Here is a 17169-nt window from a genome sequence, read left to right on the forward strand (position 1 = left end):
CCAAGGTCGGCCGCTACCGGATTTACCGGCTCTGCGAACCTTCTTCCTCGCGCACCGGTTCCGGCGGAGGCAGCTGCTCTTCAGCGGCCGGCTCGTTGCCGGGCAGGCTGGGGCGGGTCTCCATCAGCAGCGACAGCGCGGCCTTGGCCATCATGTGCGCGCTGATCGGCGCGGTGATGAACAGGAACACGGTGATCAGCAGCTCGCGCGGCTGCGGGTCCTGGCCGAGGAAGATGTGGTAGCAGACCGAGCACACCAGCACGCAGCCCACGCCCAGCGTGCTGGCCTTGGTCGGTGCGTGCAGGCGCTTGAAGAAGGTGGACAGCTTCACCAGGCCCAGTGCGCCGACCAGGATGAAGAAGCAGCCGAACAGCAGCAGGATCGACAGGCCGATCTGGATCGCGGTGATCATTCGACGATGTCCCGGCGCAGCACGAACTTGCTCAGCACCACGGTGCTGCCGAAGCCGAGCATGGCGATGATCAGCGCGGCCTCGAAGTAGATCGGTGAGTTGAGGTACATGCCGAACAGCATCAGTTCGGCGATCGCGGTCACCGACAGCGTGTCCAGCGCGAGGATGCGGTCGGGCACGGTCGGCCCGCGCAGCAGGCGCCAGGTGGCCAGCAGCATCGCCAGGCCGACCACGTGCATGCACACCACCAGCGTGGTCTGGATGACTTCAAAACCGGTCATGGGAAGATCTCCATCAACGGCGCCTCGTAACGGCGCTTGATCGTATCGATCAGGTCCTGCGGGTCCTCCAGGTGCAGCACGTGCACCAGCAGGTACTTGCGGTCGTCACTGAGCGCGGCCGAGACCGTGCCCGGGGTCAGGGTGATCATGCTGGTCAGCGCGGCGATGCCGTGGATGTTGGCGATGTCCAGCGGCAACCAGATGAAACCGGGGTGGATGTTCTTCTCCGGGCCGAGCACCTGGATGGCGACGCGGATGTTGGACATCAGGATGTCCCACAGGGTCACGCACAGCAGTTTCGGCAACGGGCGCAGGGTGCCGATGCGCGCGAACTCGCGGTCCAGGCGTGCAGCGAACAGCGGCACCACCACGCCCAGCACCAGCCCCAGCACGATCTGGCCGAGGGTGAAGCTGTCGGACATCAGCAGCCAGAACGCCACCACCATGATGCTGAGCATCGGCGAGGGAATGACGCGGCGGAACAGGGAGCGCTGGGCGGTCATGGCTGGCGGATCTCCGGCGTGGTCGCACGCAGCTGCTGCACGTACTCACTGGGGTGCAGCAGCTGTGCGGCGGTGGCGTCGGTGTAGCGCATCAGTGGGGCGGCGCCCAGGGTCATGCCGATGCCGTAGCCCAGCAGGATGCAGGCGGCGTAGAGCTCGACCCGGCGCAGGCGTGCCTTGCGCGGCTTCGGTGCCTCCGGATCCACCGGTGGCACGCGCCAGAACAGGCGGATGCCGCCGCGGGTCAGGCCCATGATCACCAGCAGGCTGCTGACCAGCACCGCGGTCCAGACCGGGGCGGTGTACTGTGCCGGCATGCCAGCCAGCAGCGCGGCCTTGGCCAGGAAGCCGGACAGCGGCGGCAGGCCGGCCACCGATACCGCGCCGATCAGGAACAGCACCGCTGGGGTTTCCTTGCCCGGCATCGGTGCCACCACTTCCTTGCGGTCGCTGGCGCCACCACGTCGGCGGCGGATCAGGTCGGCAATCAGGAACAGCGCGGCGGCGACGAAGCTGCTGTGTGGCAAGTAGTACAGGCCGGCTGACAGCACCTGCGGCGTGCCTACCGAGAAGGCGATGAACAGCGTGGCTGCCGACACGATCACCAGGTAGGAGATCAGCACGCGCAGGCGGGTTGCGGCCAGCGCACCCAGGCCACCGAGCACCAGCGTTGCCACGCCGGCCCACAGCAGCCAGTCGCGGCCATAGCCGGTCATCGCGCCGGCATCGTCGCCGAACCACAGCATCTGGATGCGCAGCACCGAGTACAGGCCGACCTTGGTCATGATCGCGAACAGCGCGGCCACGGCGGCCGGTGCGCGCGAATACGCTTCCGGCAGCCAGAGGTACAGCGGCATCAGCGCAGCCTTGGCGCAGAACACCAGCAGCAACAGGCCCATCGTCGCCTTCACCAGGGTCAGCTGCGCCGGCGGCACTTCGGCGATGCGCTGCGACAGCTCGGCCATGTTCAGCGAACCCAGTGAGGCGTACAGCAGGCCCAGCGCGATCAGGAACAGGGTCGAGGCGGTGACGTTGAACACCACGTAATGCAGGCCGATGCGCATGCGCAGGCCGCGGCCACCGCTGAGCAGCAGGCCGTAGGAGGCGATCAGCATCACCTCGAAGAACACGAACAGGTTGAAGATGTCGCCGGTCAGGAACGCACCGTTGAGGCCCACCAGCTGGAACTGGAACAGCGCATGGAAGTGCGGTGCGCGGCGGTCCCAGCCCGAGCAGGCATGCAGCAGGCAGGGAATGGCCAGCAGCAGGGTGGTCAGCAGCATCCACGCCGACAGCCGGTCGGCCACCAGCGCGATGCCCAGCCGCGATGGCCAGTCTCCCAGCAGGTAGACGTTGATGTCACCGCTGGCCGTGCTGGCAAACAGCAGGCCCACCGCCAGGGCCAGCGCCGACAGCGCGGTCCAGGCCACCGCGCGCTGCACCCTCGGGCCGTAGCGACGGTGTTCGACGAACAGCGACAGCGCAGCGCCCAGCAGGGGAATCAGGATCGGCAGGATCACCAGGTGGTTCATGCGCGGTCCTCGCCCTGGCGCGGCGGCACGCGCTCATCCTGCAGGTCGTCGTCGGGCTCGTGGGCGTCCACGTGGTCGCTGTGGTTGTCGCTGCGGCTGCGCATGGCCAGCACGATGCTCACCGCAGTCATCGCGAAGGCGATCACGATCGCGGTCAGCACCAGTGCCTGCGGTAACGGGTCGGTGTAGTTGCCGAGATGGCTGTCCACGCCTTCCTGCAGCACCGGCGCCTTGCCCAGCACCACGCGGCCACCGGCAAAGATCAGCAGGTTGGTGGCGTAGGACAGGAAGGTCATGCCGAGGATCACATCGAAGCTGCGCGCACGCAGCAGCAGGTAGATGCCGATGGCGGTCAGCACGCCGATCGCGGTAGCCAGGGCCAGTTCCATCAGTGCATCTCCCCGGTGCGGGCCGAACGGCGTTGCAGGTCGATCTCACCCTTGCGGGCAGTGCGGGTACGCGACGGCTTGATCGTGCCCATCATCGACAGCATCAGCATGGCGCCGCCGAACACCACCAGGTAGACGCCGATGTCGAAACCGATCGCGCTTGCCAGCGGCACGTCGCCGATCAGCGGCAGGTGCAGGTCGAGGTGGCCACTGGTCAGGAACGGCACGCCGAACAGCATCGAGGCGCAGCCGCTGAGCAGGGCGATCAGCAGGCCCATGCCAATGCAGCGGATGTAGTCGAAGCCGAAGCGCGACTCCACCGACGCGGTGCCTTGGATCACGTACTGGATCAGCAGCGGCACCGCCAGCACCAGGCCGGCGATGAAGCCGCCGCCCGGTGCGTTGTGGCCGCGCAGGAACAGGAAGATCGACACGGTCAGGGTGAGCGGGAACATGATCTGCGCCAGGTCGGCCGGCACCGGCAGCTTGATCGGCGGGCCGGGCATGATCTGCTCAGGTGCCATCCGCGTACGCCGCAGCAGCGCGTGCACCACCAGCGCAGCGATGCCGAACACGGTGATCTCGCCAAAGGTATCGAAGCCGCGGAAGTCGACCAGGATCACGTTGACCACGTTCTGGCCATATGCCTCGGGCAGGGCACGGGCGAGCAGCTCGCCGGCCATGGTGTTGGGCGGCAGGGTCATCGCGGAGTACGCCAGCGCGCCAAGCCCGGCACCGGCGATGATCGCGATCACCGCATCGCGGCGCTTGCGCCAGCGCGGCCGCTCCGGCCCGGACTGCGCGGGCAGGTAGTTCATGCCCAGCAGCATCAGCACCAGGGTCACCATCTCCACCAGCAGCTGGGTCAGGGCCAGATCGGGTGCGGACAGGAACACGAAGGTCAGTGCCACCATCAGGCCGACACCGCCCACCTGCAGCACCGCCAGCAGGCGCTGCTTGTAGACGCGCAGGGTGGCAACGGCGCAGGCCATCATCACCAGCCACAGCACCCAGCCCAGCAGCGGGATCGGCTGCGGCGCGGTCCAGTTCGGCGAGGCCGGGTTGGCCACGAACGGCGCGGCGGCGACCACGATCGCCACCAGCACCAGGCCCAGCAGCATGCGCTGCAGGCTGCCATTGGCGATGCCATTGGTCAGGCGCATGGCCAGCGCGGAAAGGGCATCCAGCTGCGCATGGAACACGTTGCGGCCGGTGGTGCGGGTTTCCACGCCGTGCAGGTTGATCAGCTTGCGCAGGCCGAAGTACAGCGCCACGCCACCGACTACGCCGATCGCGCTCATCGCCAGCGGCAGGTTGAAGCCGTGCCAGACCGCCAGGCTGTACTCGGGCATGGCGTTGCCGAGGATCGACGCCGCAGCGGCATGCAGCACCGGCGCCACGGTCAGTGCCGGGGCGATGCCTACCGCCACGCAGATGACCACCAGCAGTTCCACCGGCACCTTCATCCAGCGCGGCGGTTCATGCGGCACGCGGTCCAGGTCGTGCGGGCCAGGGCCGAAGAAAGTGTCGTGCACGAAGCGCAGGCTGTAGGCCACGCCCAGTACGCCGGCCAGCAGCGCGGCGACCGACACCGCCGTGCGCATCGCACCCGGGCCGCCACCGGCGGTCAGCGCTTCGGCGAACAGCATTTCCTTGGACAGGAAGCCGTTGAGCAGCGGGATGCCGGCCATCGCCAGCGAGGCGATGATCGCCAGCGCGCTGGTGAACGGCATCAGCTTACGCAGGCCGCCGAGCTTGCGCATGTCACGGGTGCCGGTTTCGTGGTCGATGATGCCGGCGGCCATGAACAGCGAGGCCTTGAAGGTGGCGTGGTTGAGGATGTGGAACACGCCGGCCACCACCGCCATCGGCGTGGACAGGCCGAACAGCAGGGTGATCAGGCCCAGGTGCGAGATCGTTGAATAGGCCAGCAGGCCCTTCAGGTCGTGCTGGAAGATTGCGTTCCAGGCGCCGATCAACAGGGTGATCGCGCCGATGCCGCTGACCGTGTAGAAGAACAGGTCGCTGCCGGCCAGCGCCGGATGCAGGCGCGCCAGCAGGAACACACCGGCCTTCACCATGGTGGCCGAGTGCAGGTAGGCCGAGACCGGGGTGGGCGCCGCCATCGCGTGCGGCAGCCAGAAGTGGAACGGGAACTGCGCGCTCTTGGTGAAGATGCCGGCCAGCACCAGGAACAGGGCATACGGGTACAGCGCGCTGGCGCGGATCTGCTCGCCGGCGGCCAGTACCACGTCCAGGTCGAAGCTGCCGACGATGCGGCCGATCAGCAGCACGCCGCCGAGCAGGGCCAGGCCGCCACCGCCGGTGATCACCAGCGCCATGCGCGCGCCTTCGCGGGCGTCCTGGCGGTGCGACCAGAAGCCGATCAGCAGGAACGAGCTGATGCTGGTCATTTCCCAGAAGATCATCAGCAACAGCAGGTTGCCCGACAGCACCATGCCCAGCATGGCGCCCATGAACAGCAGCAGGTAGCAGTAGAAGCGGTGCGCGTTGTCCTGCTGGCTCAGGTAGTAGCGCGCATACAGCACCACCAGCGCGCCGATCCCCAGCACCAGCCCGGCGAACATCCAGGCCAGCCCGTCCAGGCGCAGGGTGAAGTCCAGGCCGATCTGTGGCAGCCAAGGGACCATCGTCCGCACCACCTGGCCGTCGAGTACGGACGGGGTCAGCCAGCCGAGGATGGCCAGTCCGCCCAACGGCGCCAGCGCCGCCAGCCAGGCAGCAGTCGAGCGCGAACTACGGGGGAAGGCCGCAACAGCCGCTGCCATCAGGAACGGCAGGGCCAGCAGCAGGGGCAGGCTGGGGAGCATGCAGGGAATCCATGATTCACGAGCAGGTCAGGGAGGATAACAGGCTGCGAAATGTCGCCGAAACCCATCGAACAGCGATCAATTGCATGTAACGTTCGCTGATTCATTTTTTCTGCGGTGCAGCATCGCGTTCCTGCATCTCTTCCCCGCTAGCCCTGGGAGGACACCCTACGCCCACGCAGGGAGACCGCAGGCCCTGTCGCACAGGGGCTGCCGTCGACGGGCGGGAAGTGGGGAGCGAGTCACCGGGGCAGGCTGGCAGGGCCGTCGTGGAGTGCGGGTGACGGAATCTGCCCGTTCAGGAAACGACGGTCGCCGTCGGCCGGCCGCAGTTCAATAGCGCCAGTCGAGCTTGCGGTAGAACTTGGCCATCACCCAGGCCGGGCCGATCAGCAGGTAGGTCAGGTCGGTCAGGAAGCTGGGCTTGCGGCCCTCGAACGTGTGGCCGATGAACTGCGCGATCCAGGCCACCACGAACACGCCCACCGCCAGCCAGCGCAGGGCCTGCAGGCCGATCTCGGCCTCCAGCAGGCGGCACAGGCAGCCGAACACGAAGAACTGGATGAGCATGCCGATGCCCAGCGGGCGCGACAGCTTGTTGTAGAAACACCACGCGCTGAACATCGCGAACGCCGACCAGATGCCGTACTGGAACCAGGTGATCAGCGGCGGCAGGCACCACAGCAGGGCCACCACCGACCACAGGATCGCCGGTACCGCCACCACGTGGATGCGCTGGTTGATCACATTGCGGTGGTCGTCGGAGTAGCTGGCGAAATAGCGGTCGATCGGCCGCGCAAGCTCGGTGGATGTCTGCATGCGGCCAGCATACTCCCGCCAGGGCCGACAGTAGAGCCAGGCCATGTCTGGCTGCGGATTCGCCGAGGTTGCCGGCCAGCGGCCGGCACTACCACCAAAATGAAACGCCCCCGGCGGGCCGGGGGCGCAGGCGGATCAGTCGACGCTGATCCCGGCCAGGCGCTGCAGCGCCTCGGCGTACTTGGCGCGGGTGCGCTCGATGATCTCGGCCGGGATGCTCGGGCCCGGGGCGGTCTTGCCCCAGTCCAGCGTCTCCAGGTAATCGCGCACGAACTGCTTGTCGTAGCTCGGCGGGCTGGTGCCCACTTCGTACTCGTCGGCCGGCCAGTAACGCGAGGAATCCGGCGTCAGCATCTCGTCCATGATGTACAGGCGGCCATCGGCGTCGGTACCGAACTCGAACTTGGTATCGGCCAGGATGATGCCACGCTCGCGGGCGTAGTCGGCGGCGAACTTGTAGATGCGCAGGGTGGCATCGCGCACGCGCTCGGCCAGGTCCGCACCGACCTGCTTCACCATCGCATCGAAATCGATGTTCTCGTCATGGTCGCCGACGGCGGCCTTGGTCGAGGGGGTAAAGATCGGCTCGGGCAGCTGCTCGGCCTGGCGCAGGCCGTCGGGCAGGTCGATGCCGCTGACCTTGCCGGTGCGCTGGTAATCCTTCCAGCCGCTGCCGATCAGGTAGCCGCGGGCGATCGCTTCCACCGGCACCGGCTTCAGCTTGCGGGTGACCACCGCGCGCTTTGCATACAGGGCCGGGTCCACGCCCTCGGGCAGCACGCTGGCCACGTCGATGCCGGTCAGGTGGTTGGGCATCAGGTGCGCGGTCTTGGCGAACCAGAAGTTGGACACCTGGCAGAGCATCTCGCCCTTGCCCGGAATCGGGTCGGGCAGGACCACGTCGAACGCCGACAGGCGATCGGTGGCCACCATCAGCAGGTAGTCGCCCGGTGGGGTCCCTGCGGGCAGCCGCTCGCGCGGGATATCGAACACATCACGCACCTTGCCGCGATGGCGCAAGGGCAGGCCGGGGAGATCGGATTGCAACAGCGTGGTTGGCACGGGCACTCCTGGGGCGTTGTCGATACGGCTGCCCAACGGACCCGGCGGGCCCGCTGACCAGCGGGCGGCCTAGTGTAAAGCCGTCCGGGCCCGCTGTGACGTAAAATGAGCGTCCATTTCGTCGGTCGCCCCCGGAGCGCCATGCGCTGGTACGGAAAACTGCTCGGATTCATCGCCGGCGCCCTGCTGTTCCGGCCCAATCCGCTGTTTGGCGCGGTGGTCGGCCTGTTGATCGGCCATGCCTTCGACTCGGACTGGTTCCGCCTGAACAAGGAGAATCCGTACCGGGAGCTGGGGCTGACCTCCGAGGCCACCGATGCCGAGGTCGAGCGCGCCTATCGCAAGCTGATCTCGCAGTACCACCCCGACAAGCTTGGCGGCGCCGCCCCCGAGCTGCAGCAGCAGGCCGAGCAGAAGTCGCGGCGGATCAACGCCGCCTACGATCGCATCAAGACCCTGCGCAAGCGCTGACCCACTTTCCCCTCGTTGCAAGGCCCGGCCATGTCCCACTGCCTCATTGCCCCCTCCATCCTGTCCGCCAACTTCGCCCGCCTCGGCGAGGAAGTCGACAACGTCCTCGCCGCCGGTGCGGACTGGGTCCACTTCGACGTGATGGACAACCACTACGTGCCGAACCTGACCATCGGCCCGATGGTCTGCCAGGCCCTGCGCAAGCACGGCGTCACCGCGCCGATCGACGTGCACCTGATGGTTGAGCCGGTGGACCGCATCATCCCGGACTTCGCCGAAGCCGGTGCCACCTACATCAGCTTCCACCCGGAGGCCAGTCGCCACGTGCACCGCACCATCCAGCTGATCCGCTCGCTGGGCTGCAAGCCGGGCATCGTGCTGAACCCGGCCACCCCGGTGGACATCCTCGACTGGGTGCTGGATGACCTGGACCTGGTGCTGCTGATGTCGGTCAACCCGGGCTTCGGCGGCCAGGCCTTCATCCCGTCGGCGCTGGACAAGCTGCGCGTGGTGCGCAAGATGATCGACGCCAGCGGCAAGGACATCCGCCTGGAGATCGACGGCGGTGTGAAGGCCGACAATATCGGTGAGATCGCCGCCGCCGGTGCGGACACCTTCGTCGCCGGCTCGGCCATCTTCAACGCCAAGACCAGCTACCAGGACGTGATCGCGCAGATGCGCGCCAACGTCGCTGCGGCGCGCTGACAAAAAGGGGACGGAGGGGATTAAGCTCGCCTGATCCCCTCCGTCCCCTTTTCCGCCCATGGCACTGTTGAACATCCGCGCGGCCACCGTGGCCGACGCCGGCCTGATCCTGCACTTCATCCGTGAGCTGGCCATCTACGAGAAGGCCGAGCATTCGGTGCAGACCGATGAGATCGGCATCGCCGAGAGCCTGTTCGGTGCCGACGCCACGGCGCGCGCGCTGATCTGCGAAGCCGACGGCGAGGCCATCGGCTATGCGGTGTACTTCTACAACTACTCCACCTGGCTGGGCCGCAAGGGCATCTACCTGGAAGACCTGTACGTCAGCCAGGAAAAGCGCGGGGCAGGCGCCGGCAAAGCGCTGCTGAAGTACATCGCACGCCAGGCCGTAGCCGAGGGCTGCGGACGTTTCGAATGGTCGGTGCTGGACTGGAATACTCCGGCCATCGAGTTCTACACCGCCGCTGGTGCCAAGCCCCAGGACGAGTGGACCGTGTACCGGCTGCAGGGCCAGGCATTGCACGACTTCGCCAACGGTTGAAGTGAAGTGCATCCACGCATGGCGTGGATCTACCAACCAGCTGGGAGAAGAACCAAAAAAAAAAGACCACGCCAATCACTGGCGTGGCCTCGCTGCATGCGTGGGAGGCTGATCCTGCCTCCATCCGTCGTCCCTGCTATGGCCTTCCATTCTCCGGTTGCTGAATGACATCTGCGTGACATTCACCGCGGACAAACAGCGCATTGCTAGCCTGTGCGCCCCCGTCCTGGAAGCACCACATGGCCGCACCGCGCTGGCGCCTGATCCTCAATGGCAAATCCGCTGGCAACGATGAGTTGCGCGACGCCGTCGGCCATTGGCGCGGGCAGGGCGTGCAGCTGGAAGTGCGGGTGACCTGGGAGGACGGCGACGCCGAACGCTACGTGGCCGAGGCGATTGATCATGGCGTGGACGTGATCGTGGCTGCTGGTGGCGATGGCACGCTCAGTGCGGTGGCCGAGACCCTGGCCCACCGTGAGGAACCGGCGGATGCGCTGCCATCACTGGCGCTGATTCCGATGGGGACCGCCAACGACTTCGCCACGGCTGCCGGCATTCCCACCGAGCCGAAGGAGGCCTTCGGATTGATCGGGCAGGCAACGCCGCATGCGATTGATCTCCTGCGCGTGGACGCCGATGGCACCCACTGGTGGTGCGCCAACCTTGCCAGCGGTGGTTTCGGCACACAGGTGACGGTGGAGACCGATGCCGGCTTGAAGAAGATGCTGGGCGGGCTGGCCTACGTGATCACCGGCATCGCCAAGCTGGGTCGCATCGAGCCGATCACCGCACGGTTGACCGGCCCGGATTTCACGTGGGAAGGCGACTTCATCGCGCTCGGCATCGGCAATGGCCGCCAAGCCGGCGGAGGCCAGCAATTGTGCCCGCAGGCACTGATCGATGATGGGCAGCTGGACGTGACGGTGCTTCCGGAGCTGGAGGGGGAAGTCACCGCCACGCTCGGCCAGATGCTGAAGTCCGGCACCCAGGCCGCACTGGAACAGCTGGCAACGCGCGCGCGGCTGCCATGGCTGCAGGTGGAGTCCGAGCGCCCGCTGACGCTCAACCTGGACGGTGAACCGGTACAGGCGCGCCAGTTCCGCATCGCGTGCGTGCCGGGCCGGGTGCGGATGCACCTGCCCGTGGGCTGTGCACTGTTGTCCGAGCCGCGCTGAGCCGGACCGGAACTCCTACAACGGCGGTATGTCCTGCTCCTTCGCCGGGAACCCGAATGCTTCACGCTTCTCGCGGATGTACTGCGGCAGCGGCGGCCGGGCAATGCCGTGATCGATCAGCCACTGCTGGCACTTCTTCTGCCACGGCAGCAGGTCCGGTGTGGTGATTTCCCAGTAGATCGCTTCGACCATGGCCATCCGATCGGGCGCGCCCGGTTGCGCCGATGACGGCGATGCAATCGTGGGGTCCGCACCATGTTCAAGCAGCCAGTAGGCCTGCTCGAAGCCGCCACGGCCGGTGTACCAGCTGAGAACGGTATCGGCCTGGCCGATGTTGGATTCGTTGACGTGTGCGCCTCGCTCCACCAGCAGCTGGATGTTCTTCCACAGGTTGCCGGAAATGAAGGCCTGGAACAGCAGCGTTTCGGTATTGGAGGTGCGCGTGTCCGGGTCGCCGCCATGATCCAGCAGCAGGGCCAGGTAGCGCGGATCGTCCATCTTCGCGGCATAGACCATGGCGTTGTTGTGGCGGAACGTCTCGCCGTCCAGCGTTTCAATACGCCGTGCATTCGGGTCGGCGCCGTTGTCGAGCATCGCGCGCAGGCCTTCCAGGTTCTGCGCGCGCAACGGCCACGCGATGAGCGGAATGCCATCCTGCTTCGAGAACTCCTTGTCGGGGTTCACGCCTTCGGTCTTGATCAGGCGCGTGATCGTCGCCGCATCACCCTGTTCGGCAGCGATGGCCAGCTCCAGGGCCTTGCCCTCGAAATAGCGCTCCGCGCCATGTGAAGACGTGCGCGCGCAGGCACTCAGCAGCATCAGCAGCATCAGCGCCAGGCAGGAAAATGGCGTAAAGGAACTGTGAGGGTGACGGTGCATGTGATTCCTTGACATGGACGCGTTCGGGGGATGATAGCGTTGGCCGTGGTCATTCCAGCAGGTCCTGGATGACCGCGTCTTCACTGATGAGCAATGGAGTCTGCCATGAGCGGTCACGATCCCGAGCAGCAGGAACGCCTGCTGCAGGCCCGCGCCAGGAGCGTCCAGGCGCAGCAGCACCTGGTCGAGCAACTGCAGGGCGGTGGACACGCCACCGAAGCGGCGCGCTTGCGCGAGACCTATCACGCCCGCGAGCTGGGTTCGCTTGCTGATGATGTGTATGCCTCGGCAAAGGGCAAAGGAGAACCGCCGGTCGGGTGGACGCGAGCCAGTGCCGTGACCGACCCGGACACGCTCAAAGCGGCGGGCATCAGCCTGGGTGCAGCCGACCTGAAGAAGCTGATGCGGCCGAACGACTCGGGTTTCCGCGCAGAGATCTACATTCCGGACAAAAGAGTGTTCGGTGATGACGCCAAGCCGGTGCTGGTGTTCAAGGGATCCACGGGCGAAATCATCGATCCCCGGGCGAAAGGCGGGCGGCGTGAGTCCGGAGGCGAGGATTTCCTCAACAACGGACGCCAGGGCGTGGGCATGCAGAGCGACTACTACGATCGGGCCATGGCACTGGCCAGTCGCTTGAAGACCTCCGGTACCCACTTTGAACTCGCCGGTCATTCGCTTGGCGGCGGCATGGCCTCTGCCGCTTCGGCGGTGACCGGTGTACGTGCGACCACCTTCAATTCGGCGGGCCTGCATCCGGCCACCGCCGATCGCTACGCGAAATCCCACGGATTGCCGGTGTTCAACACGCGCGACACGGTGCACACCTACCAGACCTCGGGTGAAGTGCTCAACGATGTGCAGAACGGATTGAAGCGGCTCAACGAGCATCACCGGCAGGGCTTTGGCCTGTTGGCCAGCGAGACCAGCCAGCTGCTGCGCCAGCCGGGCGTGCAGCAGATGGTTACCCGCAAGCTGCAGGAGATGATGCCGGCCGGCGCGCAGACGGCCACGGCCCAGCTGGTTGACCAGCTGGCGTCGAAATCCGGGGCAGAAGCATTGCGCAATGTTCCGGTGGCCGCGGGCAGGATGGAACTGTTGCTGGACGCCAAGACCGAAGTGAACGGAAAGGTGGTGGACCGCCGCCATCGAGAAGCGCCAAGCCAGCTTGCCGAATACGGTGGCCCGCTGGCCGAGGTGCTGATCGCAGGTGCGCGCGGCATGCGTGCCGGACGGGTTGCCGGTGAGCATGTCGAGCAGGTCGGCGCGTTGGCGGGCCGGGGCATGAGCCTGTCCGGCGTTGCCGTCGAGCGTGCGTCGACCCTGCAGGGAAATGCGATCGGCACCGTGGTCGACTACGGTGGAAAGAGCATGCGGGTGGGCATCGAAGGCGGTGCGACGGTCATTGCCAAGGGTCGCGAGCTGCAGGGTCTGGTCGAATCGGTCAGCCACCGCGTGCAGGCCAAGGGCAGTTATGGCTGGAACATCGGGGCCAGCGTGCTGGGTGCGCTCGGTGCCGACGACATGGCCAGGCAGATGCGTGAGCACGGTGACGCGGCGCGCAATCAACACGAAACCAAGGCCCGTGAAGCCACCCGTGAAGCGGCGGCGGATGCCGGCCGCATCCGCGCCGGCGGCCATCATCTGGGCGGCCAGCTGCAGCAGGGTGTGCATGGCGTGGCCAATGGGCTGCGCAACGGCTATGCGGTGTACGGCGCAACTTTCCACATGGGCATGAACTGGAGCAGCCATCAGATCACCGGGCTGACCTCGCAGGCGCCGGCCGTGCTGGCCGGTACCGTGGGGCTGGGCGCGATGGCCAACAAGGGCATTGCCACGCACCTGCCCACGCCGGCATTGCCGCAGAACCTGGTCAACCTGGCCAAGACGTCGTGGGTGATCGGGCGCGGCAGTGCGACCCTGGGGGAGTCGGTGGACCGGCATGGCATGAGCGAGACGATGAACCCCAGTCTCGACGCGGCAATCGCGAGCCAGGAGGCGGCCGCGCGCAAGCTGCTTGGACGGCCGCATGCGCAGCTGCAGGAGGGGGCCGCGAAGATACCCGCGCTGAACGATCCGGGGCACATCGATTTCCATCTGTTCAAGGGCGCGCAGACCGGCGTGCACGGCCTCGATGTGGCACATGGCCGCATCCCGAACCTGCAGAGCGACCAGCTGGCCGGGGCGTTGGCTGCGCAGGCCAAGCGCGATGGGCTGCAGGCCATCTCCCATGTGCTGCTCAGTGACGACCGCACGCGGGCATTCGCGGTCGACACCCCGGATCTGCAGGCGGCCCACCGCCGACATGCGCACGTGGACGTGGCGGCCGGCATGGCCCAGCCGCTGGCCGTGAGCACGGCGCAGGTTGACGCCCTGAACACGGGTCGCGAACAGGCGACGGCGGCTGGACTGGCCCAGCAACAGGGGCTGGAGGCCCAGGAGAACGCCCGGCGGATGGGCTAATGGCCGAATGAACCGCGACGCCGCGGCGGGGTTCCCCTCCCGCCCCGGCTGCGATACAGTCAAGGGGTGTCCAGCCTGACGACCCCGCATACCCTTTCTTCCGCACGCCGTTGGTGGCGATGGTGGCCCGTTGCCGTCGTCCGCCCCCATAACGCTGTGTCCCGGAAGGAAAGTCGTCTTGAACTCGCACGCTCAGTTTCAGCAGCAGGCCGCTGAAGGCCACACTCATATTCCCGTCGTCCGTGAAGTGCTGTCCGACCTGGACACGCCGCTTTCGGTCTATCTGAAGCTCGCCGACGGCCCCAATACCTACTTGTTTGAATCCGTCGAAGGCGGCGAGCGCTTTGGTCGTTACTCGATCATCGGCCTGCCGGCGCGCCGCGTGTACGCCTTCCACGGCCATACGCTGACCGTGCGCGAAGACGGCCAGGTGGTGGAAACCCGCGAGGTGGCCGACCCGTTCGCCGAGGTCGAGGCGCTGCGCAGCGCCCACTCGGTGCCGAAGCTGGACGGCCTGCCGGGCTTCACCGGTGGCCTGGTCGGCTGGTTCGGCTTCGAGTGCATCGGCTACATCGAACCGCGCCTGGCCCCGCCGGCCGGCCGCGATGAGCTGGGCACGCCAGACATCCTGCTGCTGGACTCCAACGAGCTGGCGGTGTTCGACAACCTCAAGGGCCGCCTGTACCTGATCGTGCATGCCGACCCCCGGGTCGAGGGCGCCTTCGAGCAGGCCCAGGCCCGCCTGGATGCACTGACTGCCAAGCTGCGCGCACCGGGCGCCGGTTATCCCGCACCGCTCAACAGCGATGTGCTGGACGAGTCCGATTTCGTCTCCGGTTTCACCCGCGAAGGCTTCGTCGATGCGGTCCAGCGCAGCAAGGAATACATCCGCGCCGGTGACATCTTCCAGGTGGTGCTGAGCCAGCGCCTGAGCGTGCCGTTCAAGGCGCGCCCGGTGGACGTGTACCGCGCGCTGCGTGCACTGAACCCGTCGCCGTACATGTACTTCCTGGATGTCGGTGACCTGCAGGTGGTCGGCTCGTCGCCGGAAATCCTGGTGCGTCTGCAGGATGGCGAAGTCACCGTGCGCCCGATCGCCGGTACCCGTCCGCGCGGTGCCACCGTCGAGCAGGACCTGGCGCTGGAAGCCGAACTGCTGGCCGATCCGAAGGAACGCGCCGAGCACCTGATGCTGATCGACCTCGGCCGCAACGATGCCGGTCGCGTGTCCAGGGCCGGCACCGTGGAAGTGGGCGAGCAGTTCGTGATCGAGCGCTACAGCCACGTCATGCACATCGTCAGCGAAGTGACCGGACAGCTGCAGCCGGGCCTGAGCTACGCCGACGTGCTGCGCGCCACCTTCCCGGCCGGTACGGTCAGCGGTGCGCCGAAGATCCGCGCGCTGGAAGTGATCCGCGAGCTGGAACCGATCAAGCGCAATGTCTACGCCGGCAGCATCGGCTACATCGGCTGGCATGGCGATGCCGATACCGCGATCGCGATCCGCACCGCCGTCATCAAGGATGGCCGCCTGTACGTGCAGGCCGGCGCCGGCATCGTCTACGACTCGGATCCGGACAAGGAATGGGACGAGACGATGAACAAGGGCCGCGCGCTGTTCCGCGCCGTCGCCCAGGCCGCCAAGGGCCTGTGAGCCTGCCTCGCCACGGCCGTTGCGCCGTGGTCGTTCCGCTGTTCCCGTTCAAGACAAGGAGTACTGCATGAAGCTGCTGAGCGCATTGCTGTGGTCGTCACTGCTGGCCACGATGGCCCCGTCTGCGTGGGCGCAGGCCAATACCATTCCCTCGCAGCCGCACCTGCTGGTGAAAGGCGAGGCGCGCCGCGTGGTGATGCCGGACCGGTTCGGCCTGCAGTTGAACATCGAAGAGACCGACATGGATGCCGACGCCGCGCGCCGCCGCGTGCAGGACAACGTCGCGCGCGTGCTGGCGGTGTTCAAGCAGAACAAGGCGGTGGAAGGCAGTGTGCGTGCGGACAACCTGCGTATCGGTCCGGCCCATCGCTATGACAATGGCAAGCAGGTTTTCATCGGTACCCGCGTGGCGCGCCAGCTGCGTGCGAGCTTCGCCAGCGTGCAGGCCATGCAGGCAACGCTGGGTGCACTGAAGGCCAACGAGAACCTGCAGGTCAGCAGTGTCGCGTCGACCTACTCGGGCGAAGTGGCGCTGCGCCGTGAACTCAAGGGCGAGGCCGCAGCCAGGACCCGCGAGTCCGCGCAGGGCCTGGCCAAGGCCTACGGCACCCAGCTGCGAGGCCTGTACAGCATCTCCGACGTGGCCCCGGACTTCGCCTATGGCATCCAGGCCGGCCGATGGCCACAGCCGGTCGAGGGTGAGGTGAGCGGCGTGCCTGAGCCACGCCTTACCGATATCGCCCTGACCAGCAGCGCTGCAGCGCCCGCACCCATGGCGCCGGAGTCGATCGAAGCCGGCCCCATCACCTACACCGAAAACGTATACGCCATTTTCCTGATAAGCGACGGAACCTGACCATGTTGTGGATGATCGACAACTACGACAGCTTCACCTACAACCTCGTGCAGTACCTGCAGACGCTGGGCGCCGAGGTGAAGGTGGTGCGCAACGATGCGATGAGCGTGGACGAGATCGTCGCGCAGAAGCCCGAGCGCATCGTCATCTCGCCCGGCCCGTGCACACCTAACGAGGCGGGCGTGTCGCTGGAGCTGATCCAGCGCCTCGGCCCGACCACGCCCATCCTCGGCGTGTGCCTGGGCCACCAGGGCATCGGCCAGGTCTACGGCGGCACCGTGATCCGTGCCGGCAACATCATGCACGGCAAGACCTCGCCCATCCGCCATGAAGGCAAGGGCGTGTTCGCCGGTTTGCCGGACCGTTACCAGGCCACCCGCTACCACTCGCTGGTGGTGGACAAGCACAGCCTGCCCGATGTGCTGGAAGTGACCGCCTGGACCGAGAACGACGACGGCTCGATCGAAGAGATCATGGGCCTGCGCCACCGCCAGTTCCCGGTGGAAGGCGTGCAGTTCCACCCCGAATCCATCCTCACCGAACATGGCCACGCCCTGCTGCGCAATTTCCTGCAGCGCCCGGCGGCCTGATCCAAG

The 17169-nt window shown here is 66.7% G+C and carries 17 protein-coding genes; 8 read left to right on the forward strand and 9 right to left on the reverse strand.

From position 1 onward, the window contains the following. Positions 1 to 22: 22 nt before the first annotated feature. From AC13FN_RS04910 to AC13FN_RS04945, 8 genes are all read right to left on the reverse strand, one after another. Entirely contained in the window at positions 23 to 412 is a 390-nt protein-coding gene (locus AC13FN_RS04910; RefSeq protein WP_019338586.1) for a Na+/H+ antiporter subunit G, read from the reverse strand. Continuing rightward, positions 409 to 693: a K+/H+ antiporter subunit F gene (locus AC13FN_RS04915; protein WP_005411334.1), complete on the reverse strand. Its 285-nt coding sequence runs from the start codon at positions 691 to 693 to the stop codon at positions 409 to 411. Before AC13FN_RS04915 ends, AC13FN_RS04910 begins: the two co-directional genes overlap by 4 nt. Next, on the reverse strand, positions 690 to 1196 hold the full coding sequence (locus AC13FN_RS04920) for a Na+/H+ antiporter subunit E (RefSeq protein WP_049435698.1): 507 nt from the start codon (positions 1194 to 1196) through the stop codon (positions 690 to 692). Before AC13FN_RS04920 ends, AC13FN_RS04915 begins: the two co-directional genes overlap by 4 nt. After that, the gene (locus AC13FN_RS04925) at positions 1193 to 2728 is read right to left on the reverse strand and encodes a monovalent cation/H+ antiporter subunit D (protein ID WP_049480631.1); all 1536 of its coding nucleotides are present in this window, start codon (positions 2726 to 2728) and stop codon (positions 1193 to 1195) included. The genes AC13FN_RS04920 and AC13FN_RS04925 overlap by 4 nt, the downstream gene beginning before the upstream one ends. Further along, positions 2725 to 3117, reverse strand: a complete 393-nt coding sequence (locus AC13FN_RS04930) for a Na+/H+ antiporter subunit C (RefSeq protein ID WP_005419863.1) — start codon at positions 3115 to 3117, stop codon at positions 2725 to 2727. Before AC13FN_RS04930 ends, AC13FN_RS04925 begins: the two co-directional genes overlap by 4 nt. Continuing rightward, on the reverse strand, positions 3117 to 5948 hold the full coding sequence (locus AC13FN_RS04935; RefSeq protein WP_482985269.1) for a monovalent cation/H+ antiporter subunit A: 2832 nt from the start codon (positions 5946 to 5948) through the stop codon (positions 3117 to 3119). The genes AC13FN_RS04930 and AC13FN_RS04935 overlap by 1 nt, the downstream gene beginning before the upstream one ends. Before the next feature lie 333 nt (positions 5949 to 6281). After that, positions 6282 to 6767, reverse strand: a complete 486-nt coding sequence (locus AC13FN_RS04940; RefSeq protein ID WP_010482667.1) for an Mpo1 family 2-hydroxy fatty acid dioxygenase — start codon at positions 6765 to 6767, stop codon at positions 6282 to 6284. 135 nt (positions 6768 to 6902) lie between these two features. Next, positions 6903 to 7829, reverse strand: coding sequence for a phosphoribosylaminoimidazolesuccinocarboxamide synthase (locus tag AC13FN_RS04945; RefSeq protein ID WP_008266180.1), 927 nt, complete (start codon positions 7827 to 7829; stop codon positions 6903 to 6905). 141 nt (positions 7830 to 7970) lie between these two features. Between AC13FN_RS04945 and AC13FN_RS04950 the strand changes: the two genes are divergently transcribed. From AC13FN_RS04950 to yegS, 4 genes are all read left to right on the forward strand, one after another. Next, on the forward strand, positions 7971 to 8300 hold the full coding sequence (locus AC13FN_RS04950) for a J domain-containing protein (RefSeq protein ID WP_005411327.1): 330 nt from the start codon (positions 7971 to 7973) through the stop codon (positions 8298 to 8300). 30 nt (positions 8301 to 8330) lie between these two features. Continuing rightward, complete coding sequence (rpe, locus tag AC13FN_RS04955; RefSeq protein WP_049435695.1) at positions 8331 to 9005, forward strand: ribulose-phosphate 3-epimerase; 675 nt, start codon at positions 8331 to 8333, stop codon at positions 9003 to 9005. Between the two features lie 58 nt (positions 9006 to 9063). After that, positions 9064 to 9546 (forward strand): GNAT family N-acetyltransferase, encoded by a 483-nt coding sequence (locus tag AC13FN_RS04960; protein WP_043399382.1) that lies wholly within the window; start codon positions 9064 to 9066, stop codon positions 9544 to 9546. A 239-nt stretch (positions 9547 to 9785) separates the two neighbouring features. Beyond that, the gene (yegS, locus tag AC13FN_RS04965) at positions 9786 to 10721 is read left to right on the forward strand and encodes a lipid kinase YegS (protein ID WP_049435694.1); all 936 of its coding nucleotides are present in this window, start codon (positions 9786 to 9788) and stop codon (positions 10719 to 10721) included. A 15-nt stretch (positions 10722 to 10736) separates the two neighbouring features. Here the strand turns inward: yegS and AC13FN_RS04970 are convergent, their stop codons facing one another. Further along, positions 10737 to 11600 carry an ankyrin repeat domain-containing protein gene (locus AC13FN_RS04970; RefSeq protein ID WP_230080636.1) on the reverse strand — a complete coding sequence of 288 codons (864 nt, stop codon included), beginning with the start codon at positions 11598 to 11600 and terminating at the stop codon, positions 10737 to 10739. Positions 11601 to 11705: 105 nt separating this feature from the next. Here AC13FN_RS04970 and AC13FN_RS04975 point away from each other — a divergent pair, with 105 nt between their 5' ends. The 4 genes from AC13FN_RS04975 (at position 11706) to AC13FN_RS04990 (ending at position 17163) form a co-directional block, all read left to right on the forward strand. Then, positions 11706 to 14063 (forward strand): Tle-like phospholipase domain-containing protein, encoded by a 2358-nt coding sequence (locus AC13FN_RS04975; RefSeq protein WP_482985268.1) that lies wholly within the window; start codon positions 11706 to 11708, stop codon positions 14061 to 14063. A gap of 178 nt (positions 14064 to 14241) precedes the next feature. Then, the gene (gene trpE / locus AC13FN_RS04980; RefSeq protein ID WP_099554075.1) at positions 14242 to 15717 is read left to right on the forward strand and encodes an anthranilate synthase component I; all 1476 of its coding nucleotides are present in this window, start codon (positions 14242 to 14244) and stop codon (positions 15715 to 15717) included. Between the two features lie 67 nt (positions 15718 to 15784). Continuing rightward, positions 15785 to 16573 (forward strand): SIMPL domain-containing protein, encoded by a 789-nt coding sequence (locus AC13FN_RS04985; RefSeq protein ID WP_482985267.1) that lies wholly within the window; start codon positions 15785 to 15787, stop codon positions 16571 to 16573. A gap of 2 nt (positions 16574 to 16575) precedes the next feature. Further along, positions 16576 to 17163 carry an anthranilate synthase component II gene (locus tag AC13FN_RS04990; protein ID WP_217014414.1) on the forward strand — a complete coding sequence of 196 codons (588 nt, stop codon included), beginning with the start codon at positions 16576 to 16578 and terminating at the stop codon, positions 17161 to 17163. Positions 17164 to 17169 lie beyond the last annotated feature (6 nt).

Source organism: Stenotrophomonas sp. 115C5 (assembly GCF_056861055.1).